Source organism: Sulfurimicrobium lacus, assembly GCF_011764585.1.
GTDB lineage: Bacteria > Pseudomonadota > Gammaproteobacteria > Burkholderiales > Sulfuricellaceae > Sulfurimicrobium > Sulfurimicrobium lacus.
In genome coordinates this window covers 3,171,310-3,196,643 of sequence record NZ_AP022853.1, presented here as the reverse complement: position 1 = coordinate 3,196,643, position 25,334 = coordinate 3,171,310, and the positions used below count along the sequence as shown (strand labels likewise).

Sequence of the window (25,334 nt, the reverse complement as noted above, 5' to 3'; positions counted from 1 at the left end):
AATGGCCAGGTTTTCCTATACTTATTTTTGACTGGCCACTCGCCAATCTAGCATCAATAGGAATGCATCCTTCTGGCGGTGCGGCAGAGCAGCCTTGGATGAATGCAGGCAGTAGCAAGGCCAGCAGGAATAGCCGTGGGTTGAATGTCAATGAGTGCATGCTGCTGCTCCTTCCGTCTTGGTGTCGAGGATGGCGCCGGGGTATTCGGCTGCGGGTCGCTGGTGGCTTTTCCGGCGGCGTTGATCAGGTGCGCATTACGGAGATATTTCAGGCGGCAACCGAGGCCAGCTTCTGCTATGTACTGCGGAATCTTTGGCAGACCAAGGTCGGCAAGTTGCTCATTGAGCATTATTCTCTTCATGTTGTTATCGCGAACTTTATTCCACTCCTTGAGGAACACTTCAAGCCAGGTAAATGTAATGGTGTTCCCGCGGCCATCCTTGGCCGTCACTCCCCAGTCACGTTGAATCTGGGCAAAAGCGGCTCGTTCCATCAGCAGGGTGCGAGCCTCATTGCCTCCCCAATAGCCGAAGATGCTGATGTGGTTATAGGTCATATCGGGATTGGTGCCGACATGGGCGTGACCGCCCGTTCCATAGGGAACGTTGTCTTGATCCCGATGCCCGTAAGTGTCCTGGTAGGCATGGAGGTACTCGCCATAGAATTGTGCCTTCAGGCAGGGGCTTGAGGTGTTTATGGCGTAGCCGTTGAGCTTCACCACTTGACGGTTATTGGGATTGAACGCAGTACTGGTCTGCGTGAAATGATACTTCTCGCGCGCATCGAGATTGCCGCCGGCTGCGACAGAAGGATACGCATCGGTATAGGGGTTGACGTTGTCGACAGTCTGGTCGGCAGTGGCGATGATCCAGGCGTCGTTGGCACTCAGCCCTGCCGTCAACGCCAGAAAGTAGGTCATGTAGTAGTGCACGTCTTCTGCATACATCCCGCTCGAATCAGCCCTGTTAACCGGATCCCCCTGCGCATAGAGATAAGCATCCGGCCCATCCGGATAGCCCAGCGGGTCGGGCTGGAGGTAGCGGCCGGTGTTGGGGTCGTAGGTGCGGTGCCAGTTGTCGTGCAGCCCGGTTTCGGCGTCGTAGTATTGCCCGGGCAGGCGCAGGTTGAGGGTGGCGGGGCCGAGGCTGGCGGCGCCGGCGCCGATCGGCCGGGCGGTTCCCCAGGCCGTCAGGTCGGCGCGCCAGACGGTCTGTCTGGTTTGGTCGGTCATGGCGAGGGGAGCGCCGCGCTGATCGCTGTGGATGTAGAGCGTGCGTGCTTCATGGCTGGGGTTGTCGGGGTTGGCGGCGCTTTCGAGTTTGGCGAGGGTGAGGGTTCGGGTGCCTTCGGTGAGGTAGAGGTATTGGCTGGTGATGCGTCCTGCGGCGTCGATTTCGGCGACGCGCTTGCCTTGCTGCCAGAGGGTGTAGGTGGTTTGGTTGCCGACGGTCTTGGCGATGCGCTGGTCGAGGCTGTTGTAGCGGTAGCGGGCGATGGGGTTGCCGCTGAGGTCGCTTACCGATGCGAGCAGGCCGGCGGGGGTGTAGGTGTAGCGGTAGCGGGTGTCCTGGCTGAGGCGGCCGAGGGGGTCGCGGATGAGGGGTTGGGGGGTGGCGGAGTTTTCTGGGTCGGGATGCTGGGCCAGGCGGCCGAAGCCGGTGTAGCGGTAGGCAGTCTTGATGGGTTGGGCGGTGGGTGAGGACGAGTCGATTTCCTGGATGCGCGGGCCGGTGTTGTAGCGGTATTGCCGGCGCTCGATGCCGGCGGCTTCGAGGGCGGTGAGGCGGCCGGCGATGTCGTAGGTTTTGCGGGTGGCGATGCCGTTGCCGGCGGTGTAGCCGGTCAGGCCGTCGAAGGGGTGGACGGCGATGTCGCGGGCGAGGGTTTGGCCGGGCAGCCAGCGGCCGGCGGTTTTGCCGAGGCGGGGCGAGAGGTGGTCGGCCAGCCAGTCCTGGAGTTGGGCAGCCCAGCCGAGTTGCAGGGTGAGCGCTTCGAGGGTGGCGCCTTTGGCCGGGGTGCTGCGCTGGCTGCGCAGGACTTGGCCGTCGGCCAGGGTGCGGGAGGCGACCAGGCCGGTTGCCGGGTCGTAGCAGGTGGCGGTGGCGAAGGTCCGCGACAGGCCTGCCAGGGTGACGCTTTCTCCAATTGGGCGGCCGAGTGCGTCGTGGGTGTAGCGCGTGGTCTGTGCGTCGTCTGCGATGGCGGACAGGGCGGTGCCTGCGTAGCTGTCGAAGAAGTCCCGATGCACGACGCGCAGACCCATACCTACCGATTTCCCCAAACCAATATCGTCGTAGAAAACGTGACCTTCAAGAACAATGGAAAAACATTGTCATTGAGGTAAAAAAAGTCCGGGCGCCGTAGCTTATGAGCAGAATCGACCCCGCCCTCGAAGCCGCCGGCATCGAGCGCCGGCAATACCGCTACAACACCGGCCCGCGCATCCAGGAAATCGACCCGTCATCACCCACCGCCCAGCCCATCAAAATCGCCTACCGCTACACCGGCTTCGGCCGCCTGGCCCAGCATCCCGACACAGAAACCCCAGCCGTCACGCCCCAGTCGCTCATCCGAGACCCCCTCGGCCGCCTCAGTCAGGACACCCGCTACCGCTACAACAGCCTCGACCAGCGCATCGCCAACCGGATCACAAGGGAAGATGGCATTCTCCATCCCACCTGTACAGGGAAGTCCTACACATAAATATGATTACCCCTATTTCCTGGACGCTTAACGCCACTTAAACTGAAATTGGTCTGTTTCCCCACTGCATTTTCTATGCGAATTTGAGGATGACCGGGATAAGTGCTGGCCTTCTCATGCAGCGTCCCCGTTCCAACTTATGGGAATTGAGGGAGGGGTGAACTTAACACTGTGGCGTGTTGCCTTATGAATCACATAATCCGAGTGCCCTCTGGGGTGTTGGTGCTTAGCGGGCACGCTGATTGTTGTGTTTCGGAGCTCAGGACTCACCTGAAAACGCCGGGCAAGGGGGCGAACATACATGCATGCAACGAATTTGCAGCTGTCCAAGGTGTTTCGTTTTCGCTTCGTGCGCAACCTGATGTTGTTTGCCTTTGCGGTATTGCTGGTTTTTCCCCTTCATTTCTACCTTTTTGAGCTGCCCCAATACCGCTCTCTGATTATCCAGGGCGCGGGAGATGATTCTGTCCACGTGGCACGCCATGTTGCGGGTTTCTTGTTCGACTCGAAAACACCGTTTTCGGCAGAAACCATGTCGAGCAACTTTGCCGGTCACGTCGGCGAGATGGTGCGGGATTTCGATCTCTACAAATTGAAGGTTTTCGGCCCTGACGGGAAGACCCTCCACTCGACCGACCCGCGCGAAATCGGGAGTATCAACCGCCACGAGTATTTTTGGCGCCGCGTTGCGGCCGGCGAGGTCGCGACCTTCATGGTGAACAAACAGGGCATGTCCGCAGACGGCTTGGTCGTGCCGCGCGACGTGGTTGAGACCTACGTACCTGTTATGCATAACGGCAAGTTTCTCGGTGCCATCGAGGTCTACTACGACGTCACCACGCAGAAGGCCGATTTCGATGCGCTGGTGGCGCGTTCGGTTCTCGTCGCGCTGCTGCTCGGCGGAAGCCTGCTGCTGCTGGCTATCGCCGCCCTGCTCAAGCTCGAACGCGACATGCAGGCGCGCGAGGCGGTGCAGCAGGCTTTGGCTGAACGCGAGGCGCTGCTTGATAATTTGACCACAGCTGCCAGCGATGCGGTGATTATCCTGGATGGGCAGGGCCGCGTTGTGTTCTGGAACCTGGCGGCGGAAAGCATGCTCGGATATGCGGCGGAGGAAGTGGCAGGGCAGGAGTTCCACAAGCTCATCATCCCGGAACGTTTTCGTGCCGATTACCAGCGCGGTCTGGACGAGTTCAGCGCCACCGGGTACTGGCCGATCCTTGGCAAGACACTCGAGTTGGGTGCCAGCCACAAGGATGGGCACGAAGTTCAGGTGGAAATGTCGGTGGCCTCGGTTAAGCATGCGGGCGCCTGGCATGCCATCGCGATTCTGCGCGATATCGGTGAGCGCAAGCGCATGGAACGCCAGTTGCAGATGGGAAGCCGGGTGATCAGCCACGCTTACGAGGCGATCATGGTGACGGACGGCGATTGCAAGATAGAAATGGTCAATCCTGCTTTCAGCGAAATCACCGGCTTCTCCGCAGCCGAAGTGCTGGGGCGGAATCCCGGCCTGCTCCGTTCGGGGCGTCACGATGAAGCGTTTTTTGCGGCGCTTTGGCGAGAAATCGGTGAAAGGGGCGTGTGGCAGGGTGAAATCTGGAACCGGCGCAAGGACGGCGAGCTGTTCCCCGCGTTGCTCAGCATCAGCACCGTCCGGAACGGAGGCGGCAAGGTGTTGAACTACATCGGCATTTTCTCGGATATCACGCGCGCCAAGGAGTCCGAGCAACGCCTCGAACGCTTGGCGTTCCACGACGCCCTGACCGGGCTTGCCAATCGGCTGCTGTTTCTGGACCGTCTGCGTCAGGCGATACACCAGGCAAGGCGGAGCCGGGAGAAGCTGGCTGTGATGTTCCTCGATCTCGACGGATTCAAGGCAGTCAACGACACTTTCGGGCACCGTGTCGGCGACACCCTGTTGCAGCAGGTGGCGGGGCGCATCCAGCATCTGCTGCGCGAGCAGGATACCGTAGCCCGCCTGGGTGGGGATGAGTTCACGGTTCTGGTCCAGAGCGTGAGCCATAGCGAGGAAGCCAGGGGGATTGCCGAGAAAATTCGTGCAGCGCTGGAGCGTCCGTTCGAAGCCGAAGGGCACGTCTGCAACGTGGGGGTGAGTATCGGCATCAGTTGTTATCCGCACGACGGTGACAGCGCCGAGATATTGGTGGAGCGGGCGGATGCTGCGATGTATCAGGCGAAACAGGAGGGGCGCAACCGCTTTTGTTTTGCCAGCCCCAAGGGCTGCGGCGATGATGACGGCGCGGAAATTTAGCCGTTTTGAAATTTGGCGGAGACTGTGAGATTCGAACTCACGGACGATTGCTCGTCGGCAGTTTTCAAGACTGCTGGTTTAAACCACTCACCCAAGTCTCCGGATTCTTGGCGGGGTTGGTTCCCCGTAGCCCTCCGAAGGCGAGCATCTTACCGTTTTGCCGGGGGTTTTGCCATAGCTGACGCCCTTAGCTTGTTCTTGCCTATAAAACAAAACGAAAGTATCATTGCGCGTTTTCTCTACCAAAATAGGTTTTAAGGAGTTTTCATGGCAAATAGCGCCCAAGCCAGAAAGCGCGCTCGTCAAAACGACAAGCAGCGCATGCACAACGCCAGCTTGCGTTCCACGCTGCGCACCGCGATCAAGAAAGTGATCAAGGCTGTTGATGCCGGCGACAAGGCTGCCGCACAGTCCGTCTACAAAGAATCTGTCAGCGTCATTGACAGCATCGCGGATAAGAAAATCATTCACAAAAACAAAGCTGCGCGTCACAAGAGCCGCCTCTCCAGCGCCATCAAGGCCATGGCTGCCTGATTTGACGAGCCGGGCGACTTGTTCCCCGGCTATTCCGGGCTAGCGCCCGGGGCTGTGTTGTCGAGCACCTTTAGCTCGTTATCCCGGGCAAAGCCAAGCAGAAACTCATAGGCACGGGCATCTACTTCCCTCAGTTTTTTGTCGACCAGCACCGATTTGGCACCATTGACGGTTGTTGGATGGACATAGGGAGAGTAGACCATGCGGTGGTCGCCACCAACGGTGGACATCACGCCGGACAGGCGTTCGGCCCAGTCGCTCGGACGGAAGGTGCGGCCACTCAGCGTGATGCCTTGAATGATGAGGGTGGAGGGGTCGGTGTTCATGCGCCGTCCGTAGCCAGGTTTCCTGGCTGCTAGTATGGCACAAACATTTCCCTGCGTGCATCGAGGGGGATGGCGGTCCGGGGTCGGTACGTTTTTACTTGCAAGTATCGGCGCTTTGGCTAAATATAGCGTTTTCCAGATTTCCCGCACACCGTAGCATTTGCTGCCGTGTGCATTTATTTTTCAGGTCATGCCCATGTCGCACTTGATGAATACCTATGCCAGGCAACCGGTCACTTTCGCGAAAGGCGAAGGTGTGTGGCTGTGGGACGAAGGTGGTAAGAAATACCTCGATGCCGTAGCCGGCGTGGCGGTCAACTCTCTAGGCCATGCCCACCCCAGGCTTGCCCAGGCAGTGTGCGAACAGGCCAAAACTCTGATTCATACCTCCAACCTGTACCAGGTTGCAAAGCAGGAAGCGCTGGCTGAGAAGCTGTGCGGCCTGGCGGGCATGGACAAGGCGTTCATCTGCAATTCCGGTGCCGAGGCCAACGAGGCTGCCATCAAACTGGCGCGCATGTACGGCCACGGCAAGGGCGTCGAGACGCCAACCATTATCGTGATGGAAAAGAGCTTCCACGGCCGCACCATGGCAACCCTGACGGCAACGGGCAACCGCAAGGTTCAGGCTGGATTCGAGCCGTTGCTGGGCGGCTTCGTGCGCGTTCCCTACAACGACGTCAATGCCGTTGCCCAGATCGCCGAGCATAACCAGAACGTCGTAGCCATCCTGGTCGAGCCGGTTCAGGGCGAGGGCGGCATCCAGATCCCCGCTGCCAGTTACTTGCGCGAGTTGCGCAGCCTGTGCGACGCGCACGGCTGGCTGCTGATGCTGGACGAGGTTCAGACGGGGATCGGCCGTACCGGCACCTGGTTCGCCTTCCAGCAGGCCGGCATCGTGCCCGACGTGATGGCGCTGGCCAAGGGCCTCGGCGGCGGTTTCCCGATCGGCGCCTGCCTGGCCAAGGGGGCTGCTGCGGAAGTATTCAAGCCGGGCAATCACGGCTCCACTTTCGGCGGCAACCCGCTTGCCTGCGCGGCTGCGCTGGCAACGCTGACGACCATTGAAGAACTGGACCTGTGCCGCAATGCGGCGGAAATCGGCGACTACATCCGTACCAGTATGACCGCGCAGCTCGAAGGCGTCGCCGGGGTGGTGCAGGTGCGCAACGCCGGGCTCATGGTCGGCATCGAGCTGAACAAACCCTGCGCCGAGCTGGTCAAGCGCGCGCTGGAGCAGGGCTTCCTGATCAACGTCACGGCCGACAGCGTGGTACGGCTGCTGCCGCCGCTCATCATGACTCGCGATGAAGCCGCCCAGTTGATTACAATGTTAAGCAAACTGATCAAGGAGTTCCTGGCGGGTTAAGCGCAAAGCATTTACTGCGCTCAGCCCCCAGCCATCATCATGGCGATCAAGCATTTTCTGCAGTTCAAGGACCTGACCCGCGAAGAGTTCGAATACCTGTTCGAACGCACCCGCTGGATCAAGCAGCAGTTCAAATCCTACAAACAGTACTGGCCGCTGGTGGACCGTACGCTGGTGATGATTTTCGAGAAAGCCAGCACGCGCACGCGGCTGTCGTTCGAGGCGGGCGTGCAGCAGTTGGGCGGAGCGGCGATTTACCTCAACACCCGCGATTCCCAGCTGGGGCGCGGCGAGCCGGTGGAAGACGCGGCCCAGGTGATTTCGCGCATGAGCGACCTGGTCATGATCCGCACCTTCGAGCAGGACATCGTCGAGCGTTTCGCGGCGAAATCGCGCGTGCCGGTGATCAACGGCCTGACCAACGAATATCACCCGTGCCAGATCCTGGCCGACATCTTCACCTTCATCGAACATCGCGGCAGCATCAAGGGCAAGACCGTGGCGTGGATCGGTGACTCCAACAACGTCTGCAACACCTGGCTGCAAGCCGCCGAAGTGCTGGATTTCAATGTCCATGTCTCGACGCCCCCCGGCTATGAAGTCGAGCCGGAGCGCGCCGGGCTTTACGGCACCGACCATTACGAAGAATTTTCCGACCCCATGGAAGCGACGCGCGATGCCGATCTGGTCACCACCGACGTGTGGACCAGCATGGGTTTCGAGGCCGAGAACGAAGAGCGCAAGCGCGACTTCGAACACTGGCAGGTGGACGCGGAAATGATGGCGGTGGCCAAACCCGAAGCGCTGTTCATGCACTGCCTGCCCGCCCATCGCGGCGAGGAAGTCGCCGCCGAAGTCATCGACGGTCCGCAGAGCGTGGTGTGGGACGAGGCGGAAAACCGCCTGCACGCACAGAAGGCGCTGATGGAATACCTGCTGCTGGGCAAAATCAATGAGTGAGGAGGTGAGAGTGAGGAGTGAGGAGTAAAACCCTCGACGCTCCTCACTCCTCACTCCTCACTCCTCACTGGAGTTTTTATGAGCAACGTCAACAAAGTCGTGCTCGCCTATTCCGGCGGGCTGGATACCTCGGTGATCCTGAAGTGGTTGCAGGACACCTACCAATGCGAAATCGTCACCTTCACCGCCGACATCGGCCAAGGCGAGGAACTCGAGCCGGCCCGTGAAAAGGCCAAGAAATTCGGCGTCAAGGAAATCTACATCGACGATCTCAAGGAAGAGTTCGTGCGCGATTTCGTCTTCCCCATGTTCCGCGCCAACACGGTTTACGAGGGTGAGTACCTGCTCGGCACCTCCATCGCTCGGCCTCTGATCGCCAAGCGGCTGATCGAAATCGCCAGGGAAACCGGCGGCGACGCAATCTCGCACGGCGCCACCGGCAAAGGCAACGACCAGGTGCGCTTCGAACTGGGCGCCTACGCCCTGAACCCGGAAATCAAGATCATCGCCCCGTGGCGCGAATGGGACCTGCTGTCGCGCGAAAAGCTGCTGGCTTACGCCGAGCGGCACGGCATCCCGGTGGAGATGAAGCACAAGCAGGGCGGCAGCCCTTACAGCATGGACGCCAACCTGCTGCACATCAGCTACGAAGGCCGCCACCTGGAGAACCCGGCGGCCGAGGCGGAAGAAGATATGTGGCGCTGGACGGTGTCGCCGGAGAAGGCGCCCGACCAGGCCGAATACCTCGATATCGAATATGCCAACGGCGACCCGGTCGCTCTCAACGGCAAGCCCATGAAGGCAGCCGAACTGCTGGCCGAACTCAATCGCCTCGGCGGCAAGCACGGCATCGGTCGTCTCGACCTGGTGGAAAACCGCTACGTCGGCATGAAATCGCGCGGTTGCTATGAGACGCCTGGCGGCACCATCATGCTCAAGGGTCATCGCGCTATCGAATCCATCACCCTGGACCGCGAAGTGGCGCACCTCAAGGACGACCTGATGCCGCGCTACGCCAGCCTGATTTACAACGGCTACTGGTGGGCGCCGGAGCGCAAGGCCCTGCAGGTGCTGATCGACCATACCCAGGCACACGTCAACGGCTGGGTGCGGATGAAGCTCTACAAGGGCAACGTGATCGTGGTGGGCCGGGACTCCAAGACCGATTCCCTGTTCGACGCCAACATCGCGACCTTCGAGGACGATGCTGGCGCCTACAACCAGGCCGACGCTGGCGGCTTCATCAAGCTCAACGCCCTGCGCATGCGCATCGCGGCCAAGGCTGGGCGCAAATAACAAGGTGATGGCATGTTCGCCGGGTGGACTGAAGGGCAGATCTCCGAGTTTGGCCTGACCTACGGTCTTGGCGCCTTCATGCTCTACATGCTGTTCATAATCGGCGAACTGGCGTGGGCGTCGAAGGCAGGGAAAACCGGTACTTTTGTGCTTTTTTTCGTCCTGTCTTTCGGCATGCTGGGTTTTGTCGCCAAGTCGGTAATTCAAAAATTATGGGGAATCTGAAATGTCGCAGTTCGATAACGTATCCGTAGTCAAAAAAGCCAATGTCTATTTCGACGGCAAGTGTGTTTCCCACACCGTGCAGTTTCCTGATGGGACAAAAAAGACCGTCGGCGTGATTTTCCCTTCCAGCCTGGTATTCAATACCGGCGCCCCGGAAATCATGGAAATCAACGGCGGCGTGTGCAAGGTGCGCCTCAAGGGCGAGAGCGAGTGGAAAACCTACGGCGCCGGCGAGAAGTTCAGCGTGCCCGGCAACAGCAGCTTCGACATCGAAACCGTGGAACTGCTGGATTACGTCTGTCACTTCGCCTAGGAGCAGGACATGCCTTCATTCGATATCGTTTCCGAAGTAGACAAGCAGGACTTGCGCAACGCGGTCGACCAGGCCAACAAGGTGGTCAGCGGCCGCTTCGACTTCAAAGGCTCCGATTCGCGTATCGAGCAGGCTGAATATGCGCTGACGCTGTTCGCCGACGACGATTTCAAGCTTGACCAGGTATTCGACATCCTCAACCAGGTGCTGGGCAAGCGCAGCATCGACGTGAGTTGCCTGGACAAGGGCAAGATCGAGAAAATCAGCGGCAACAAGGTCAAGCAGACCATCACCGTGAAAACCGGCGTGGAAACCGAGCTGGCGAAGAAGATCGTCAAACTGATCAAGGACAGCAAGATCAAGGTGCAGGCCAGCATCCAGGGCGAGGCTGTGCGCGTGACCGGCGCCAAGCGCGACCTGCTGCAGGACACGATCGCGCTGGTCAAGAAATCCATTACCGATTTTCCGCTGCAGTACCAGAATTTCCGGGATTAAAGCTGCAAATCAGCCACGGCGGTCACAGAGAAGCTGCGTGCTTTCCTGTGATCTCCGTGGCTGAATCATTTGGAGGCGACCATGCCTAAAGTCCTCGTCCCCCTCGCCGAAGGCTGCGAAGAAATCGAAGCCGTCACCATCATCGACCTGCTGCGCCGCGCGGCGGTCGACGTTGTCGTGGCGGGGCTGCAGCCCGGCATCGTCAAGGCGAGCCGCGGCACGTTGCTGGTGCCGGATTGCACGCTGGACGTGGCGCTGCGCGAAAGCTACGACATGGTGGTGCTGCCCGGGGGCATGCCGGGCATGACGCATCTGCGGGACGATCCGCGCATCATTCCCCTGCTGCAGAAGATGGCCCGGGATGGCAAGTACACCTGCGCCATCTGCGCGGCTCCGGCCGTGCTTGCCGCGGCGGGTTTGCTCAGCGGCAAGATGGCGACCAGCTATCCCGGTTTCGTGGACCGCATGGACTTGCCGGACACAACTTTCAGCAACGACGCGGTGGTCAAGGACGGCACGGTGATTACCTCGCGCGGCCCGGGCACGGCCATGGATTTCGCCCTGGAATTGATCGAAACGCTTCTCGGCCGCGCCAAGCGGGATGAAGTCGAAGCCGGTCTGCAACGCCCCGGAAAATACTGAAAATAAACCCATGTACATCACCGTAATCGACAACGCCCGCTTCCCCGATACCGTCGAGTTCCCCATGCTCAAGGCGGCCAAGTACGGCTGGCAGGAGTATCCGCAGCTGACGCCGGAACAGATCGGCGAGAATTGCTGGCGCACCCACATCATCATCACCCTCGGCACCGAACTGCCCGCCGAAGTGCTGGCCAAGTTACCCATGCTGAAGCTGGTGATCGAAGCCCGCGCCGGACTGGTGGACCTGGAAACCGCGGTTGCGCGCGGCATCGCCGTCAGCCGCATGCCGGAAGGCCTGGGTTGCAGCCATTTCTGCAAGGAAGCGGTCGAAACCATCGACGACTTCATGGCCGGAAAGGTCCGTCACCGGCTGGTGTGAGCTTTCAACGCAGCTTTTCCCGGCTGCGTTCGTGTCTGTCGCCGCGCTCCGGGCTACAATAAGCCATTTACCAAGCCCGGGTGCGTTGCAATGAAAATCCAATTCCATGGTGCCAGTCGCGAAGTGACAGGTTCCTGCTATGTGCTGGAGGCGCACGGCGTGCGCTTTCTGGTGGACTGCGGCATGTTTCAGGGCGGGCGCGAGGCGCGCGACAAGAACTACGCCGCGTTCGAATTCGATCCGCACGGCATCGACTTCGTGCTGCTCACCCACGCGCACATCGACCACTCCGGCATGTTGCCGCGGCTGGTTGCCGAGGGCTTCAGCGGGCCGATTTACACCACGCACGCCACGGCCGAGTTGCTTGAAATCATGCTGCGCGATTCCGCCCACATCCAGGAAAAAGAGGCCGAATGGGCGCAATACGCCAAAGGCCGGAATTCGCGCCAGTCGCAGCGCACTGAAGTCGAGCCGCTGTATACCGTGGCCGAGGCGAACGCCTGCCTCACGCAACTGCACGCGGTCTCATACGACGTGGAGTTGTCGCCCCATGCGGCGGTGCGCTGCAAATTCCGCGATGCCGGGCATATCCTCGGTTCTGCGATCATCGAAGTGTGGGTGGACGACGCCGGACAGACGCAGAAACTGGTGTTCTCCGGCGATCTCGGCAACAATGGGCAGCCCATCCTGCAGGACCCCACCATCATCGAATCCGCCGACGTGCTGCTGATCGAATCGACCTACGGCGACCGGCTGCACAAGACCCTGGACCAGACCACGGAAGAGCTGGTTCACGCGATCACCGATACCCTCAAGCGCAAGGGCGGCAACGTCATCATTCCGGCCTTTACTGTCGGACGCTCCCAGGAAATTCTTTATTTGCTGTATGACCTGACGCGGCAGGGGCGTTTGCACGATCTCAACATCTACGTCGATTCGCCCATGGCCACCAGCGCGACTGAAATCACCATGAAGCACATCGAGCTCATGGACACCGAAGCACGCGGCATGATGCAGTGGTTGAAGCGCGGACAGAACGTACCGCACGTGCAATTCACCGAGAGCGTGGAAGAATCGATGGCGCTCAACCAGATCAAAAGCGGCGCCATCATCATCTCGGCGAGCGGCATGTGCGACGCCGGGCGCATCAAGCATCACCTGCGCTATAACCTGGGGCGGCCCGAATGCTCGGTACTGATCACCGGCTTCCAGGCGGGCGGCACCCTGGGGCGGCGCCTGGTGGACGGCGCCAAGATCGTGCGGATTTTCGGCCAGGACATCCCGGTGCGCGCCGATCTCTACACCATCAACGGCCTGTCCGCCCATGCCGATCAGGCCGGCCTGCTGTCCTGGCTGGGGCATTTCAAGAAGCCGCCCCGGCATACTTTCGTGGTGCATGGCGAAGAGAATGTCGCCTTCGCCTTTGCCGACCTGTTGCGCCACAACTGGCACTGGGACGTGGCGGTGCCGGGCTATCGCGATGCCTTCGAACTATAGGGTGAGGAGTGAGGCGTCCCATTGCACGGGATTCCGACTTTCTACGCGACAAGTCACGTGAAAGGTCGTATATGAGGGGTGAGGGGTTTTCCTGGTTAGGCGCAAAGCTGCTGGCGCTGTTCGTCGTTTGCGCTTCGTGCACGGCAACCGCTGGCGCATTGCCGGCGCCGGTCCGGGCCGCCCTCAAGGAAGCCGGGTTGCCGGAATCCAGCCTCGGCGTCTGGGTGCAGGAAGACCGGGCGCGCAAGCCGCTGCTCGCGCTCGGCGCGGAGCGGGCGATGAACCCCGCCTCAACCATGAAGTTGGTGACGACTTACTCTGCACTGGAACTTCTCGGTTCGTCCTATAGCTGGAAAACCGAAGCCTATGGAAGCGGTGCGCTGACAGGCGGAACGCTCGACGGCGCACTGATCCTCAAGGGCTATGGCGACCCCAAGCTGACCCTGGAAAACTTCTGGCTGTTGCTGCGCGATTTGCGCCAGCGTGGCTTGCGCGACATCCGCGGCGGCGTGGTCGTGGACCAGAGCTATTTCGAGCCCGTGGCACACGACCCGGGAGCGTTCGATCACGAGCCGCTGCGCGCATACAATGCCGCGCCCCAGGCGCTGCTGGTGAATTTCAACGCCATCCGGATGCGCCTGCTGCCGCAGCCTGAAGGTGCTCTCAAAGTGGTGGCGGACCCGGCACCCGCTTCTTTCAAGGTGGTCAGCGCCATCCTGCCGGATAACGCGCCCTGCGGCGACTGGCGCGAAGGCATCGCCACCGATGTTTCGGCGGCCGGCAGGGAGCGGGTGCTTACTTTGCGCGGGCGCTTCTCCACATTATGCGGCGAGAAGAGCTTCAACCTGATCGCGCTGCCCAACGGCAGCTATGTGGATGGCGTTTTCCGCCTGCTCTGGGACGAACTGGGTGGCACGCTGGGCGGTTCTTTCACGACCGGCGAACTCCCGCCGGGTTCGCTCCTGCTGGCGCGTTTCGATTCTCCGCCGCTGGCCGACGTGATTCGCGACATCAACAAGTTCAGCAACAACGTCATGGCGCGCCAGCTGTTCCTCACGCTGGGTGCGGAACAGGCCGGGCCGCCGGCCACGCCGGCAAAAAGTGCGGCGGCCATCGAGTCCTGGCTTGTGGGCAAGGGTCTGGATTTCCCCGAGCTGGTACTGGAAAACGGCTCCGGCCTGTCGCGCGTCGAGCGTATCAGCCCCCGTCATCTCGGCGAGTTGCTGCTGGCAGCCAGCCACAGCCCGATCTTTGCCGAATTCGAGTCCTCGCTGCCCATCGTCGCCGTCGACGGCACCATGAAAAAACGCCTGAACGGCAGTTCGATTGCCGGGCATGCCCACGTCAAAAGCGGTTCGCTCGAAGGTGTGCGCACTGTCGCCGGGTATGTGTTCGATGAGCAGGGGCGACGCATGATCGTGGTGGCGATGGTCAACCATCCCCGCGCCGCCGCCGCGAAACCGGTGCTCGATGCCGTGCTGCAGTGGGTTCATAGCCGATGAAAGGCTTGTGCGGCTGGTTGTGGCAGAGCTTCAGCGCGATGTCGGATCACCCTTTCGCGGCGTCATGCGCGGCGTTGTCGCTGCAATTTTGAAGTAGCGCCGCGTATGGTTTCTGCCTGGCTCAGGAATGCTTGCCAACGACAAGCACGGGTCCGGGACGTCCGACATGATAGCCCTGCGCAAAATCGATGCCGAACCGCCCGACTTCATCCATGATTGACTGGTCTTCGACATATTCCGCAATCGTCTTGATCTCCAGTTCCTGGGCGAGCGTGACGATGCTCTTGGTGAAAGCCCGGTACTCGTTGTCGGTGAGTATGTTCCTGATGAACTCGCCTTCGATCTTGATGTAATCGACCGGGAATCGCTTGATGTAATGGAAGGAGGAAAAGCCCGAGCCGAAATCGTCGATGGCGAAGCTGAAGCCACGTGATTTCAGATCCAGGACGAATTTTTCCAGCAGGCTCAGGTTGCTGACGGTTTCCCGCTCGGTGATCTCGAACACGATGCGGCTCGGGTCGATGGCATATTGGATTGCCAGCTTGTGGATGCGGTTCATGAATTCGCCCACGATCAGCGCCTTGGGCGACAGGTTGACGAACAGCATGCCCTGGTAGCCCTGTTCCTTGACCTGGGCAAAGGCTTTTTCGATCAGCTGATAGTCCATCTTGTGCGCCAAACCCATGGCCTCGGCTTCCTCGATGAACTCGTTGGCGGCTACGACCTGGTCGCCGACCTGGATGCGCATCAGCAGTTCATGAATGATCGCTTCGCCGCTGGCCATGTTGATGATGGGCTGGAAGTACGGAATGATGCGATGCTCCTCGAGCGCCTTGACGATCATCATCCCCTTGTCGCTGGCCTTCTTGAACACTTCCGCCATCTCGTCTTCGCTGGGCAGGGCGATGCAGTTCTTCCCCGCCTTTTTCGCCTTGTACATCATGTTGTCGGCGACCAGGAACAGGTCGCGCGGGTTGGTGCCGTGCGCAGGGCAGATGGCGATGCCGATGGAGGTCGTGGCCTTGATCCTGGCGCCGTCAGGGGCGTCCAGGGTGAATTTTTCGAGCAGTTCGGCAACGCGCTCGGCAACCTCGTATGCCTGCGATTCGCCGGCTTCCGGCAGGATGACGGCGAATTCGTCGCCGCCGTAGCGCACGATCATGTCGCCCTGGCGCACCGCCTGGTGCAGAAGCTTGGCGAACGCCTGCAGGAATGCATCGCCGAATGGGTGGCCGTAGCGGTCGTTGACGGTTTTAAAATTGTCCATGTCCAGCACCATCACGCCGAATTCCTGGTGGTGGCGTTCCGCCCGGCCGACTTCGTAGCCCAGCAGTTCCCAGAACATGCGCTGGTTGTAGAGATCGGTCAGCGGGTCGCGCGTGGCGTAGTACTCCAGGTCCTTGGTGTACTTGTAAATGGCCTTGACCGATCCGACCAGGTTGAGCAGCGAGGTCAGGATGCTGCCGATCACGATGTGGCGTACCGGGTCCTGCGCCAGCGTGGACTGAACGCCGATGCCGACGATGCCGCCGATCTTCGGTGTTTCGAGCAGCAGGGACTTGGTTTGCAGCTCGATGTCGCGGCGCGAAAGCTCGGGCAATGCCTTGCTGGCGTCGGAAATCTGGTGGTTGATGTTGATGATGCTGGTGCCCTGGAAATGCGGGTTCGTTTCCAGCTGCGCGCGCACGATACGCTCGAAAAGCTCGATGGTGGCGGCAGACGGCGTATTGCGCCAGAACACCTCCCACTCGTAACCCTCGTCCTCGATGCGGAAGATGGTGAGCAGGGCATAGGCATCGATGATCGAATTGATTTCCAGCAGCAGTTCCTTGATGAACTCGCGCCAGTCGCGCATCACGTTGGAGGTGATGATGAATTTTTCCAGCAGCTTGACTTCGAACTCGAGGATGTCCTTGTCGACGGCAACGTTTTTCAGCCGGTCAACCAGCTGGTTGATGTGATGGAATATTTCGTCGAATTCCGCGAAGCCTAGATTGGTCTGGCTGATGTCGAGCTGGTTCAGATCCTTGACCGAGCCGACCGCCTCGATCTTTTCGCGAAACAGATCCACCGAGCCCTTGATGCGCTTCATGGCAAAAACGTAGACTCCGCCGCCGGCCAGCAGCACGATGCAGCCCATGACCAGGAACAGGCTGATGAAATAGAGTCTTACCTTGATCGAGATCGGTTGCAGCGTGTGTTCGATCGCGACGACTCCCAGAACATCTCCCGCGTGGACGTTTTTATGGCATTGAACGCAGGAGGTTTCCGCCGCCAGCGGATAAACGTAGCGTATCTCCTGCGGTGTTTGACTGGTCACCGTCTTCCCGCTGGAAAAGACATTTTTGACATCTTCAGGCTCAGGCGTGGCCGTCGCTCTGCCGCCATATAGTTTCTCGATGGAAGTGGCAGGAAATACGGCTATCCGATGCTGGGCATCGGGGAATGCCGACATGTCGGCGGCGATAGCCTGATCCAGTTGCTGGCGCGAGCCGCCGCTGCGCAAGGCCTGGTAAAGGGAATTGAAGGTTTGTTGCGCGATGCCTTGCGACATGTCCACCGTCCGCTGCGCAATCAGCTTTTCGTAAAGCAGTGACGAAGTCAGTGACGAACCGAGGAAAACCAGCAAGGCGGTGGTCACCGAGGCAACAAGAAAGAAGCCTTTCAGGGTCTTCATCTGGCGGGACAATGCGACAAGAAGTTTTTTCATTTTTTTATATTCGTCGGTATACAGTCGGATCGGTTTGAAAATGAGCGGCCTGCCACGCTTCATCGCGCTCGTCAGCATTCTTATGTTGCAGGATTGTAAGCGCTATAAGTGGTCGAGGTCACTTGATTAACATTAATTCGGGCCGAATTTTCTATAGCCGCATGGCATTATAATAAATGCCTGCTTTAATCTTCCTTTTATGGGAAACCTTTCGTGAGAATTCTGATTGTCGAGGACGATGCGTTACTGGCCGACAGCCTTGTTACGTCACTGAAACAGGCCGGCTATGGCGTGGATTGCGCCAAGAACGGCGAGGAGGCCGACTATATCCTGTCTCAGCAGGATTACGACCTGACAGTGCTGGATCTCGGGCTGCCCAAGATGGACGGATTCCAGTTGCTCAAGCGTTTGCGCGAGCGCAAGCCGCTGGCCCCGGTATTGATACTGACGGCGCGTGATGCCCTGGAAGATCGGGTCAAGGGGCTTGATCTGGGCGCGGACGATTACATGACCAAGCCGTTCGACCTGCCGGAACTCGAGGCCCGTATTCGCGCCCTGCTGCGCCGCGCCAACTGGGGCGGCAACGAACTGGTCCGCTTCGGCGGGCTGTCCTTCGATGCGTCGGGCCGCCGGGTCTATTGCGCCGACCGCCCGATCGACCTGTCGGCCCGTGAAATGGGCATCTTCGAGTTGCTGCTGATGCGCGCCGGCAAGGTGGTGAGCAAGGAACACCTGTTGGAATCGCTCTATGGCTGGGAGGGCGAGACCGGCGACAATGCGATCGAGGTCTACATCCATCGCCTGCGCAAGAAACTCGAAGGCTGCGGCGTCAATATTGCGACCGTGCGCGGCCTCGGATACCTGCTGGACACGGCGAAATAGTGCTCGGCTTCCGGCATCCCCGGTCCAGCTCGTTGCGCAGCAAGCTGCTGGTGTGGCTGTCGTTGCCGCTGCTGTCCTTATGGTTTGCGGGCGCGGTGGTGGCTTTCTTCATGGCGATCAATTTCACCAACGTCGCCTATGACCGCGCCCTGTTCGATTCCGCCCGTTCGCTGGCGGAACAGGTCAGGGTGGTGGACGGCCGCACCGTGCTCGGGCTGCCCAGCAGCGTGGTGCGGCTGCTGCTTTCCGACGAGTCCGATATCGTCTATTTCCAGGTGGTGGGCAGGGACGGGCGACTCGTTTCCGGCGAAGCCGACTTGCCGCGACCTCCGGCGGGCGGCAGGATAGGCAAGCCGATCCTGCACGACGGCAAGTTGCGCGGGGAGAAACTGCGCATCGCCTCGCTTTACGTGATACCGCTCGGCGGGGCGAACGGCAGCGCGGTGCTGGTGCAGGTGGCCGAAACGCTCAACAAGCGCCACGTCCTGGCGGAAGAAATTCTGACCGGGATGCTGGCGCCCCAGCTGGCGCTGATCGCGCTGGCGCTGCTCATCGTGTGGTTCGGCGTGGGCCGGGGGCTGGGGCCGCTGCAGAAAGTGCGGCACGAAATCGCCAGCCGTTCCCACCGCGACCTCAGCCCTTTGGCCGAGTCGAATTCGCCCGAGGAAGTTCAGACTTTGATCCACGCCATCAACGAGTTGATGGGGCGTCTCGATCAGGCGCTAGGGGCGCAGCAGCGTTTCATCGCCGACGCCGCGCACCAGTTCCGTACCCCGCTGGCCGGACTCAAGGCGCAAACGGACCTGGCCCTGCGGCAGACCGACCCGGTACAGCAGCGTCATGCCCTGGAACAGCTCTCCGCCAGCGCCGGACGCACGGTGCGCCTGATCAACCAGATGCTCGCCCTGGCTCGCGTGGAGCCGGGCGCGGACAAGTCGCTGGAACTGCAGGTGCTCGAACTGGATGCCCTGGCGCGGGAATCCGCCATGGAATGGGTACCCCAGGCCTTGAAAAAAGAGATCGACCTCGGCTACGAAGGGCCGGGCGAGGCAGTATCGATCAGGGGTGAGGCGCTACGCCTCAGGATGCTGCTAGATAACCTGATCGACAATGCCTTGCGCTATTGTCCCGGGGGCAGCAGCGTTACGGTCAAGGTCGGCGTGGAAGCCGGCGGTGCGGTGCTGGTGGTGGAAGACAGCGGGCCGGGTATCCCGCCGGAAGAACAGGACAAGGTGTTCCAGCGCTTTTACCGCGTGCTGGGGAGCGAAGCGGAAGGCAGCGGCCTGGGGTTGGCGATCGTGCAGGAAATCGTCCACCTGCACGGTGCCCAGGTGGAGATAGCTACGCCTGCGGCAGGGAGGGGAACCGAGGTGAGGGTGAAGTTTCCCCGGTTCTGAGATCGTCTCAGCCCGGTTCCTGACGCATGTCATCCAGCCTGCGCTTGGTCGCAGGGAAATTCAATGGGTCAAGCTGCAAGGTCAGTTTGCCGCGTCGGTAAATGCGCAGTTCTCCCAGCTCGAAGCTGATCCAGTCAGCGTTCGGGATCAAAGGCTCGGTGGCGATCATTACGCTGTCGAAAATGTCGTCCGTCCGCTCCAGGTAATGGAGACGGTCGTGCCCATAGGCGATCAGGTGCTCGCCGTCCGACATGAGAAAGTTGAATTTTCCGTGCGAGGCGACTAGTTCGCTCGCTGCTGCCAGCGTTGCGAATGAAATCTGGATATCGGCGTCATGGCTATTGAAGTCGCGCGCAAGATGGCTCAGCAGATGGCAAAAGGCGAATTCAGAATCCGTTTCACCCGTTGGCCGGCACACCGCGTGGCGGTTCTCCAACTCCATTCCGACGATCTCCGGCACCAGCCCGTTATGGGCAAACACCCATTCCCTGCCGCAGCACTCGCGTCGGAACGGATGCGTATTGTTCAGGGTGTTGACGGGCGGAAAATTCGCCTTGCGCACATGAGCGATGACCAGGCTGGCGTGCAGCGTCGCGCCAAGATCCTCAAGCAGGGCGCTGCTGAACGCGGGCCGGGGCTCCTTGGCGAGTTGGAAGCCTCCGTTCTCCTGCCAGGCCAGGCCCCAGCCATCGGGGTTGTCTGCCGACAGGCCGCCGCGCAGGCGGAACTCCTCCAGTTCCCGCCGGGCGGTGATGGGCTGATTGGCCGACAAGCCGAAAAGTTCGCACATGGTGTGTGTCCGCCGCGCTAGTCCAACGCCCGATCCAAGTCGGCGGTGGAGTCGAATTTGAACGTGGTGATGTAAATCGACGTGTGCGGCGAACCGTTGGCGTCATTGATCTCGCCTGCGTGGATGCAGCGAATGGCAAGTCCTGAATGTTTTTCGTTCATTCGCTCCCCCTCGAGAACACGCTCCTGAATGGCTTCCAGATGCGCCACGGTGCCGTGGTCCAAGGCTGGATGATAGTTCCTCAGCTACAACGCGTAAAGCGCGCAGCGCCCGTCCGGGCGGGTGCTGGGGATGGGCCTTGATCGGTTGCGACTGTTTTCCTTTTGGTGCCTTTGAGGAGGAGTATGGTTCATTACGATGTCTACAGCACGCTCTTCAGCAGCATGTAGCTCGCCACGAACACCAGGAAAAAGCCGAAGCTGCGCTTCAGCGTCTCCTGCGAGAAGCGGTGCGCAACGCGGGTGCCGACGAAGCTGCCGGCCACCGTCACCGAGGTGAACAAGGCCATGGTGGTCCAGTCCACCGGCACCGCCCCGACATAGCCGGCGAAACCTGAGTAGGACTTGGCGGCGACGATGACCAGCGAGGTGCCGATGGCGAGCTTCATCGGGATGCCGGACAGCAGCACCAGCGCCGGCACGATCAGGAAACCGCCGCCCACGCCCACCAGTCCGGTCAACACGCCGACGCCGACGCCGTGCGCGGCGATATGGCCCATGTGCGCCGCAATGACCTCATCTTCCGACAATGGCGGGCCGCCTGCCGTGGCCAGTTGGACGACGGGCTGCTTTTTGCGTTGCAGCATCTTCCAGGCGGCGGCATACATCACCAGCGCGAACAGGGTGAGCTGCACCTGCACCGGCGTGTATACCCCGAGGCGGGCGCCGCCATAAGTGCCGATCACGCCGAACAGGCCGAACATCATCGCCACCTTGACATCGACATTACCGCGCCGCCAGTTGTCCCAGCCAGAAATGGTGGCGGTGACGGCGACGATGCCCATGCTCATGGCTATCGCCGATTTGGCCTCCACACCGAGCAGATACATCAGCGCCGGCATGGCGATGATGGAACCGCCGCTGCCGAACAGGCCCAACACGATGCCGGTGATCGCACCGGAAATAATGGCGAGGAAAATCATGATGCCTCCTGCGTTCTAAAGTTTGTGTGATTGCCAATATAACATTCAAACAATCATTAGAACATAAGAATTGAAAATATTCCCACCCGCATATCCCGATATGAAATCAGCTGGCGCCAGGATAACCACGGGGGCTTCCGGACCGGCCAGGGCCCTCGCCGGGAAACTAAAGTCTCGGGCGACGCTCAAACATGAGTGTCGCAATCGCATGAGATGCATCGCCAGGCCGCTTCAGGGGGCGTCAATGGACCGCGAACGCTGATGTTTCAATGCCCAGTTATTCCGTTGCCGCGGGGCTGGCAACTGTCGATCCAAGGAGAAACAACATGAACAAGATTCTAATGACAGCCATGGCAGGCGCCCTCGCATTTGCCACCCCCGCTTTTGCGGACGATGCCCACCATCCGGAGAAGGATGCCCAGACCACGCCCGCCGCCCCTGCGGCAAAAGCGCCAGAGCAGGCGGTGAAGAAGATGCAGGACAACGTCAAAAAAATGCAGGCGCAGCTCGATCGCATCGCCAGGGCCAAAACCGACGAGGAACGGCAGAAAGCGATGGCCGATCACATGGGCACCATGCAGGAAAACATGAGGCTGATGCGCGGCATGCACGCCGGCATGATGGGCTGCCCCATGATGGAGGGTGGCATGATGGGTGGAGGGATGGGCGGCGGCATGATGGGGGGCATGGGCATGATGGGCGGCCCCCAGGCAGCGGGCGCGACGTCGGAACGCATGCAGCAGATGGAAAAACGCCTGGACATGATGCAGATGATGATGGAGCAGATGATGGAACGGCAGCGCGGCGGGCCGCCCATGGCGAAATAGGCGCCAGTCTGGCGCGGGCGAAATTCTCCTGAAACGAAAAAGGAGTGCCTCATGCCCACGGAATACGTATGCCCCATGCACCCGGAAGTGGTGCGCAACGCCCCCGGTAATTGCCCGAAATGCGGCATGGCGCTGGAAGCGCGGATCGCCGCCGCCGGGGAAGAGGAAAGCCCGGAACTCGTCGACATGACGCGCCGCTTCCGGGTCGGCGCGGCACTGGCGCTGCCGCTTTTCGTGCTGGCCACGGCGGCCGACATGGCGCCGGGATTCACGCCGGGCCTGGTGTCCTTTCAGGCCCTGCAATGGATAGAGTTCGTCCTGGCGACCCCGGTCGTGATGTGGTGCGGATGGCCCTTCTTTCAGCGCGGCTGGGCTTCAGTCGTCAGCCGGCAGCTCAACATGTTCACCCTGATCGCCCTCGGTGTCGGCGTGGCCTGGCTGTTCAGCGTGGTCGGCACTTTTCTGCCCGAGATGTTTCCGCTGTCGCTGCGCCGCGGCGATGGCACGGTACCGGCGTACTTCGAGGCGGCAGCGGTGATTACCGCCCTGGTCCTGCTCGGGCAGGTGCTGGAGCTGCGCGCACGCAGCCGCACCAGCGCGGCGATCCGCATGCTGCTCGGCCTGGCGCCCAAGACCGCGCGCATCCTGCGCGCCGACGGTGGTGAAGAGGATATTCCGCTGGAGCAGGTGCAGCCCGGCGACCAGCTGCGCGTGCGCCCCGGCGAGAAAATCCCGGTGGACGGGACGGTGCTGGAAGGAACCAGCGCGGTGGACGAATCCATGGTCACCGGCGAGCCCATCCCGGTGGAAAAGCACGGCGGCGACCACCTGATCGGTGCCACGGTGAACGGCACCGGCGGCCTGGTGATGCGCGCCGAGAAGGTCGGGGCGGATACGCTGCTGGCGCGCATCGTGCACATGGTGAGCGAGGCGCAGCGCAGCCGGGCGCCGATCCAGCGCCTGGCCGATGTCATCTCCGCCTATTTCGTCCCGGCGGTGGTGCTGACCGCTGTGCTCACGCTGGCCGTGTGGTGGCTGTGGGGGCCGGAGCCGAGGCTTGCCCACGCCATCGTCGGCGCGGTGTCGGTGCTGATCATCGCCTGTCCTTGCGCACTGGGGCTCGCCACGCCCATGTCGATCATGGTCGGCACCGGGCGGGGCGCCCGCGGGGGGGTGCTGATCAAGAATGCCGAGGCGCTGGAAATCATGGAAAAGGTGGACATCCTGGTCACCGACAAGACCGGCACGCTGACGGAAGGCAAGCCCCGGCTGGTTTCCCTGGAAGCGCTGGCGGGAACCTCGGACGACGAACTGCTGCAACTGGCCGCCAGCCTGGAGCGCGCCAGCGAGCACCCGCTCGCGGCGGCGATCGCCGAGGGGGCGCGGGAACGCAATCTGTCTCTGCTGGAAGTCTCAGACTTCCAGTCGGCCAGCGGCAAGGGAATCACCGGCAGGATAGTCGGACGCGCGGTGGCCGTCGGCAACCTGAAATTGTTCGCGGACCTCGGCATCGGGCTGGGCGAACTGCCGGGGCGCGCCGAGGCGCTGCGTGCGGAAGGCCAGACGGTGATGTTCGTGGCGCTGGACGACCGGGCGGCCGGACTGATCGGCGTCGCCGACCCGATCAAGGAATCCACGCTGGAAGCGGTGGCGTCGCTGCACGCGGCGGGCATCGAGCTGGTCATGCTCACCGGCGACAGCCGCGCCACGGCCGAAGCGGTGGCGCGCAAGCTCGGCATCGACCGCGTGGTCGCGGAAGTGCTGCCGGAGCAGAAGGCCGCAATCGTGAAACAGCTCCAGGCGGAGGGCCGCATCGTGGCCATGGCCGGCGACGGCATCAACGACGCCCCGGCGCTGGCGCAAGCGCAGGTCGGCATCGCCATGGGCACCGGCACCGACGTGGCGATGGAAAGCGCCGCCATCACCCTGATCAAGGGCGACCTGCGCGGCATCGTGCGGGCCCGTCAACTGAGCCGGGCGACCATGGGCAACATCCGCCAGAACCTGTTCTTCGCCTTCTTCTACAACGTGCTCGGCGTGCCAGTCGCGGCAGGGGTGCTGTACCCGTTCTTCGGCCTGCTGCTGTCGCCCGTCATCGCCGCCGCTGCCATGAGCCTCAGCTCGGTATCGGTGATCGGCAACGCGCTGCGCCTGAACCGGGTGCGCTTGTAAACCGAGAGGGCCTGCATGCCTGCTGAAGACGGCATTTCGCCCCGGATTCCGGAATCAGAAAGTGAGCACCTTCTCCGCCCACATGGTCCATTCGGCCAGATGCTCCAGCGTGCTGTGCCGGCAGTCCGGAATCAGTTCCTCGTCCCGCAAGCCGCGCGCTTCCATGCATACGCCACAGACGCCGATCTGGCCGCTGCGCTTCAGGATGCTCTGGATGAAAAACTCGATGTTGTAGTAGCCTTGCGGTACTTTTTGCCCGGCCTTGGCGCACAGGGCCGCATCGCCCAGCAGGAACACGCGGATCTCGTTGCCTTCGGTTTTGGACAGGGCGCGCGCCAGGCGCAGTCCGTTGTAGCTGCGCTCGGTGCCGTAAGGCGGGTCGTTGAGAATGAACAGAAATTTCATGATGCGTCCTCCTGGTTAAAGAGAAACACCTACTTCCTGGATTTGCGGGTCGCGCGCTGGTTAGCGCCGAACCCGCCTTTGGCCTTCCACTCGCTGAACCCTCCCTGCAGGATGCGCACGTTGTCCATACCCGCCACCCGCAGAGCCAGCCCGGCCTGGGCGGAGAGCGTGCCGGCGTTGCAGTACACCAGCACCATTTTGTCGCTCGGCAGTTCGGCGCGGCGCCCGAGCATCTGGCGCCAGTCGATGTTCACGGCGCCGGGAATGTGGGCCTTGGCGAACTGGTCGGCATCGCGGGTGTCGACGACGTAAATTTTCTTCCACTCCTCCGCCGGAATCTGCTCCGGCAGGATGGTGGCGCCGCCGTATTCGGAAAACTCGAAGTAATCCTCCAGCGCCTTCACCGCAGCGTCGTCCGCGGCCATGGCGGGCAGGGAGGTTGTGGCGCAAAGGGCGGCGGCGAGGAAAACGTTGCGCAGGATGGACATGTCGT

General features: G+C 61.2%; 25 protein-coding genes and 1 tRNA gene. 17 read left to right on the top strand and 9 right to left on the bottom strand.

Translation table 11 applies throughout. The features are described 5' to 3' along the window. Positions 1 to 53 precede the first annotated feature (53 nt). The gene (locus tag SKTS_RS15470) at positions 54 to 2,264 is read right to left on the bottom strand and encodes an RHS repeat-associated core domain-containing protein (RefSeq protein WP_173067024.1); all 2,211 of its coding nucleotides are present in this window, start codon (positions 2,262 to 2,264) and stop codon (positions 54 to 56) included. A gap of 104 nt (positions 2,265 to 2,368) precedes the next feature. Between SKTS_RS15470 and SKTS_RS15465 the strand changes: the two genes are divergently transcribed. Both SKTS_RS15465 and SKTS_RS15460 read left to right on the top strand, forming a co-directional pair. Continuing rightward, positions 2,369 to 2,704, top strand: coding sequence for a hypothetical protein (locus SKTS_RS15465; protein WP_173067021.1), 336 nt, complete (start codon positions 2,369 to 2,371; stop codon positions 2,702 to 2,704). 301 nt (positions 2,705 to 3,005) lie between these two features. Continuing rightward, positions 3,006 to 4,979 (top strand): diguanylate cyclase domain-containing protein, encoded by a 1,974-nt coding sequence (locus SKTS_RS15460; RefSeq protein WP_173067018.1) that lies wholly within the window; start codon positions 3,006 to 3,008, stop codon positions 4,977 to 4,979. A 13-nt stretch (positions 4,980 to 4,992) separates the two neighbouring features. Here the strand turns inward: SKTS_RS15460 and SKTS_RS15455 are convergent. Next, positions 4,993 to 5,080: transfer RNA gene (locus tag SKTS_RS15455), tRNA-Ser, on the bottom strand. A 166-nt stretch (positions 5,081 to 5,246) separates the two neighbouring features. Between SKTS_RS15455 and rpsT the strand changes: the two genes are divergently transcribed. After that, positions 5,247 to 5,513 (top strand): 30S ribosomal protein S20, encoded by a 267-nt coding sequence (rpsT, locus tag SKTS_RS15450; RefSeq protein ID WP_173067015.1) that lies wholly within the window; start codon positions 5,247 to 5,249, stop codon positions 5,511 to 5,513. Positions 5,514 to 5,542: 29 nt separating this feature from the next. On the opposite strand, the gene SKTS_RS15445 is transcribed toward rpsT, so the two are convergent. Continuing rightward, positions 5,543 to 5,839: a DUF3579 domain-containing protein gene (locus SKTS_RS15445; RefSeq protein WP_173067012.1), complete on the bottom strand. Its 297-nt coding sequence runs from the start codon at positions 5,837 to 5,839 to the stop codon at positions 5,543 to 5,545. 196 nt (positions 5,840 to 6,035) lie between these two features. Here SKTS_RS15445 and SKTS_RS15440 point away from each other — a divergent pair, with 196 nt between their 5' ends. From SKTS_RS15440 to dacB, 10 genes are all read left to right on the top strand, one after another. After that, entirely contained in the window at positions 6,036 to 7,208 is a 1,173-nt protein-coding gene (locus SKTS_RS15440; protein ID WP_173067009.1) for an acetylornithine transaminase, read from the top strand. Positions 7,209 to 7,247: 39 nt separating this feature from the next. Then, a complete protein-coding gene (gene argF / locus SKTS_RS15435) occupies positions 7,248 to 8,168 on the top strand; it encodes an ornithine carbamoyltransferase (RefSeq protein ID WP_173067006.1) in 921 nt (306 codons plus the stop codon). Positions 8,169 to 8,246: 78 nt separating this feature from the next. After that, positions 8,247 to 9,464 carry an argininosuccinate synthase gene (locus SKTS_RS15430; protein ID WP_173067004.1) on the top strand — a complete coding sequence of 406 codons (1,218 nt, stop codon included), beginning with the start codon at positions 8,247 to 8,249 and terminating at the stop codon, positions 9,462 to 9,464. 12 nt (positions 9,465 to 9,476) lie between these two features. Continuing rightward, on the top strand, positions 9,477 to 9,689 hold the full coding sequence (locus SKTS_RS15425; RefSeq protein WP_173067001.1) for a DUF2788 domain-containing protein: 213 nt from the start codon (positions 9,477 to 9,479) through the stop codon (positions 9,687 to 9,689). A 1-nt stretch (position 9,690) separates the two neighbouring features. Next, entirely contained in the window at positions 9,691 to 10,002 is a 312-nt protein-coding gene (gene ppnP, locus SKTS_RS15420) for a pyrimidine/purine nucleoside phosphorylase (RefSeq protein WP_173066998.1), read from the top strand. Between the two features lie 9 nt (positions 10,003 to 10,011). Next, positions 10,012 to 10,497 carry a YajQ family cyclic di-GMP-binding protein gene (locus SKTS_RS15415; RefSeq protein WP_173066995.1) on the top strand — a complete coding sequence of 162 codons (486 nt, stop codon included), beginning with the start codon at positions 10,012 to 10,014 and terminating at the stop codon, positions 10,495 to 10,497. 81 nt (positions 10,498 to 10,578) lie between these two features. Next, positions 10,579 to 11,139 (top strand): DJ-1 family glyoxalase III, encoded by a 561-nt coding sequence (locus SKTS_RS15410; protein WP_173066992.1) that lies wholly within the window; start codon positions 10,579 to 10,581, stop codon positions 11,137 to 11,139. A gap of 10 nt (positions 11,140 to 11,149) precedes the next feature. Beyond that, positions 11,150 to 11,518 carry a Rossmann-fold NAD(P)-binding domain-containing protein gene (locus tag SKTS_RS15405; RefSeq protein WP_173066989.1) on the top strand — a complete coding sequence of 123 codons (369 nt, stop codon included), beginning with the start codon at positions 11,150 to 11,152 and terminating at the stop codon, positions 11,516 to 11,518. 90 nt (positions 11,519 to 11,608) lie between these two features. Beyond that, positions 11,609 to 13,015, top strand: a complete 1,407-nt coding sequence (locus SKTS_RS15400) for an MBL fold metallo-hydrolase RNA specificity domain-containing protein (RefSeq protein ID WP_173066986.1) — start codon at positions 11,609 to 11,611, stop codon at positions 13,013 to 13,015. Positions 13,016 to 13,086: 71 nt separating this feature from the next. After that, positions 13,087 to 14,517 (top strand): D-alanyl-D-alanine carboxypeptidase/D-alanyl-D-alanine endopeptidase, encoded by a 1,431-nt coding sequence (gene dacB / locus SKTS_RS15395; RefSeq protein WP_173066983.1) that lies wholly within the window; start codon positions 13,087 to 13,089, stop codon positions 14,515 to 14,517. Between the two features lie 121 nt (positions 14,518 to 14,638). Here the strand turns inward: dacB and SKTS_RS15390 are convergent, their stop codons facing one another. Continuing rightward, the gene (locus SKTS_RS15390; protein WP_173066980.1) at positions 14,639 to 17,227 is read right to left on the bottom strand and encodes a putative bifunctional diguanylate cyclase/phosphodiesterase; all 2,589 of its coding nucleotides are present in this window, start codon (positions 17,225 to 17,227) and stop codon (positions 14,639 to 14,641) included. Positions 17,228 to 17,440: 213 nt separating this feature from the next. Between SKTS_RS15390 and SKTS_RS15385 the strand changes: the two genes are divergently transcribed. After that, positions 17,441 to 18,109, top strand: coding sequence for a response regulator (locus SKTS_RS15385; protein ID WP_173066978.1), 669 nt, complete (start codon positions 17,441 to 17,443; stop codon positions 18,107 to 18,109). Continuing rightward, positions 18,109 to 19,506, top strand: coding sequence for a sensor histidine kinase (locus SKTS_RS15380; RefSeq protein ID WP_173066975.1), 1,398 nt, complete (start codon positions 18,109 to 18,111; stop codon positions 19,504 to 19,506). The genes SKTS_RS15385 and SKTS_RS15380 overlap by 1 nt, the downstream gene beginning before the upstream one ends. Positions 19,507 to 19,513: 7 nt before the next feature. On the opposite strand, the gene SKTS_RS15375 is transcribed toward SKTS_RS15380, so the two are convergent. The 3 genes from SKTS_RS15375 to SKTS_RS15365 all read right to left on the bottom strand — a co-directional run bounded on the left by SKTS_RS15375 (position 19,514) and on the right by SKTS_RS15365 (position 21,437). Further along, positions 19,514 to 20,296, bottom strand: a complete 783-nt coding sequence (locus SKTS_RS15375) for a class II glutamine amidotransferase (RefSeq protein WP_173066972.1) — start codon at positions 20,294 to 20,296, stop codon at positions 19,514 to 19,516. Between the two features lie 17 nt (positions 20,297 to 20,313). Then, entirely contained in the window at positions 20,314 to 20,520 is a 207-nt protein-coding gene (locus SKTS_RS15370) for a hypothetical protein (protein WP_173066969.1), read from the bottom strand. Between the two features lie 137 nt (positions 20,521 to 20,657). After that, positions 20,658 to 21,437, bottom strand: a complete 780-nt coding sequence (locus SKTS_RS15365; RefSeq protein ID WP_173066966.1) for a sulfite exporter TauE/SafE family protein — start codon at positions 21,435 to 21,437, stop codon at positions 20,658 to 20,660. A gap of 326 nt (positions 21,438 to 21,763) precedes the next feature. Here SKTS_RS15365 and SKTS_RS15360 point away from each other — a divergent pair, with 326 nt between their 5' ends. Both SKTS_RS15360 and SKTS_RS15355 read left to right on the top strand, forming a co-directional pair. After that, a complete protein-coding gene (locus tag SKTS_RS15360; RefSeq protein WP_173066963.1) occupies positions 21,764 to 22,264 on the top strand; it encodes a hypothetical protein in 501 nt (166 codons plus the stop codon). A gap of 51 nt (positions 22,265 to 22,315) precedes the next feature. After that, positions 22,316 to 24,436, top strand: coding sequence for a copper-transporting P-type ATPase (locus SKTS_RS15355; RefSeq protein ID WP_198420374.1), 2,121 nt, complete (start codon positions 22,316 to 22,318; stop codon positions 24,434 to 24,436). Between the two features lie 54 nt (positions 24,437 to 24,490). Here SKTS_RS15355 and SKTS_RS15350 read toward each other — a convergent pair whose 3' ends face one another. Together SKTS_RS15350 and SKTS_RS15345 are read right to left on the bottom strand one after the other, a co-directional pair. After that, positions 24,491 to 24,841 (bottom strand): DsrE/DsrF/TusD sulfur relay family protein, encoded by a 351-nt coding sequence (locus SKTS_RS15350; RefSeq protein ID WP_173066960.1) that lies wholly within the window; start codon positions 24,839 to 24,841, stop codon positions 24,491 to 24,493. Positions 24,842 to 24,870: 29 nt separating this feature from the next. Beyond that, the gene (locus SKTS_RS15345) at positions 24,871 to 25,329 is read right to left on the bottom strand and encodes a rhodanese-like domain-containing protein (protein ID WP_173066957.1); all 459 of its coding nucleotides are present in this window, start codon (positions 25,327 to 25,329) and stop codon (positions 24,871 to 24,873) included. Between the last annotated feature and the right edge of the window lie 5 nt (positions 25,330 to 25,334).

What these genes read in the sequence shown, in the direction of transcription:
- SKTS_RS15430 (WP_173067004.1), top strand. Translation starts at nt 8,247, where the DNA reads ATGAGCAACGTCAACAAAGTCGTGCTCGCCTATTCCGGCGGGCTGGAT.
- ppnP (WP_173066998.1), top strand. Translation starts at nt 9,691, where the DNA reads ATGTCGCAGTTCGATAACGTATCCGTAGTCAAAAAAGCCAATGTCTAT.
- SKTS_RS15390 (WP_173066980.1), bottom strand. Translation starts at nt 17,227, where the DNA reads ATGAAAAAACTTCTTGTCGCATTGTCCCGCCAGATGAAGACCCTGAAA.
- SKTS_RS15440 (WP_173067009.1), top strand. Translation starts at nt 6,036, where the DNA reads ATGTCGCACTTGATGAATACCTATGCCAGGCAACCGGTCACTTTCGCG.
- SKTS_RS15465 (WP_173067021.1), top strand. Translation starts at nt 2,369, where the DNA reads ATGAGCAGAATCGACCCCGCCCTCGAAGCCGCCGGCATCGAGCGCCGG.
- SKTS_RS15400 (WP_173066986.1), top strand. Translation starts at nt 11,609, where the DNA reads ATGAAAATCCAATTCCATGGTGCCAGTCGCGAAGTGACAGGTTCCTGC.
- SKTS_RS15365 (WP_173066966.1), bottom strand. Translation starts at nt 21,437, where the DNA reads ATGATTTTCCTCGCCATTATTTCCGGTGCGATCACCGGCATCGTGTTG.
- SKTS_RS15405 (WP_173066989.1), top strand. Translation starts at nt 11,150, where the DNA reads ATGTACATCACCGTAATCGACAACGCCCGCTTCCCCGATACCGTCGAG.
- SKTS_RS15355 (WP_198420374.1), top strand. Translation starts at nt 22,316, where the DNA reads ATGCCCACGGAATACGTATGCCCCATGCACCCGGAAGTGGTGCGCAAC.
- SKTS_RS15375 (WP_173066972.1), bottom strand. Translation starts at nt 20,296, where the DNA reads ATGTGCGAACTTTTCGGCTTGTCGGCCAATCAGCCCATCACCGCCCGG.
- SKTS_RS15360 (WP_173066963.1), top strand. Translation starts at nt 21,764, where the DNA reads ATGAACAAGATTCTAATGACAGCCATGGCAGGCGCCCTCGCATTTGCC.
- SKTS_RS15345 (WP_173066957.1), bottom strand. Translation starts at nt 25,329, where the DNA reads ATGTCCATCCTGCGCAACGTTTTCCTCGCCGCCGCCCTTTGCGCCACA.
- SKTS_RS15460 (WP_173067018.1), top strand. Translation starts at nt 3,006, where the DNA reads ATGCATGCAACGAATTTGCAGCTGTCCAAGGTGTTTCGTTTTCGCTTC.
- dacB (WP_173066983.1), top strand. Translation starts at nt 13,087, where the DNA reads ATGAGGGGTGAGGGGTTTTCCTGGTTAGGCGCAAAGCTGCTGGCGCTG.
- SKTS_RS15410 (WP_173066992.1), top strand. Translation starts at nt 10,579, where the DNA reads ATGCCTAAAGTCCTCGTCCCCCTCGCCGAAGGCTGCGAAGAAATCGAA.
- SKTS_RS15470 (WP_173067024.1), bottom strand. Translation starts at nt 2,264, where the DNA reads ATGGGTCTGCGCGTCGTGCATCGGGACTTCTTCGACAGCTACGCAGGC.
- SKTS_RS15350 (WP_173066960.1), bottom strand. Translation starts at nt 24,841, where the DNA reads ATGAAATTTCTGTTCATTCTCAACGACCCGCCTTACGGCACCGAGCGC.
- rpsT (WP_173067015.1), top strand. Translation starts at nt 5,247, where the DNA reads ATGGCAAATAGCGCCCAAGCCAGAAAGCGCGCTCGTCAAAACGACAAG.
- SKTS_RS15415 (WP_173066995.1), top strand. Translation starts at nt 10,012, where the DNA reads ATGCCTTCATTCGATATCGTTTCCGAAGTAGACAAGCAGGACTTGCGC.
- SKTS_RS15425 (WP_173067001.1), top strand. Translation starts at nt 9,477, where the DNA reads ATGTTCGCCGGGTGGACTGAAGGGCAGATCTCCGAGTTTGGCCTGACC.
- SKTS_RS15445 (WP_173067012.1), bottom strand. Translation starts at nt 5,839, where the DNA reads ATGAACACCGACCCCTCCACCCTCATCATTCAAGGCATCACGCTGAGT.
- argF (WP_173067006.1), top strand. Translation starts at nt 7,248, where the DNA reads ATGGCGATCAAGCATTTTCTGCAGTTCAAGGACCTGACCCGCGAAGAG.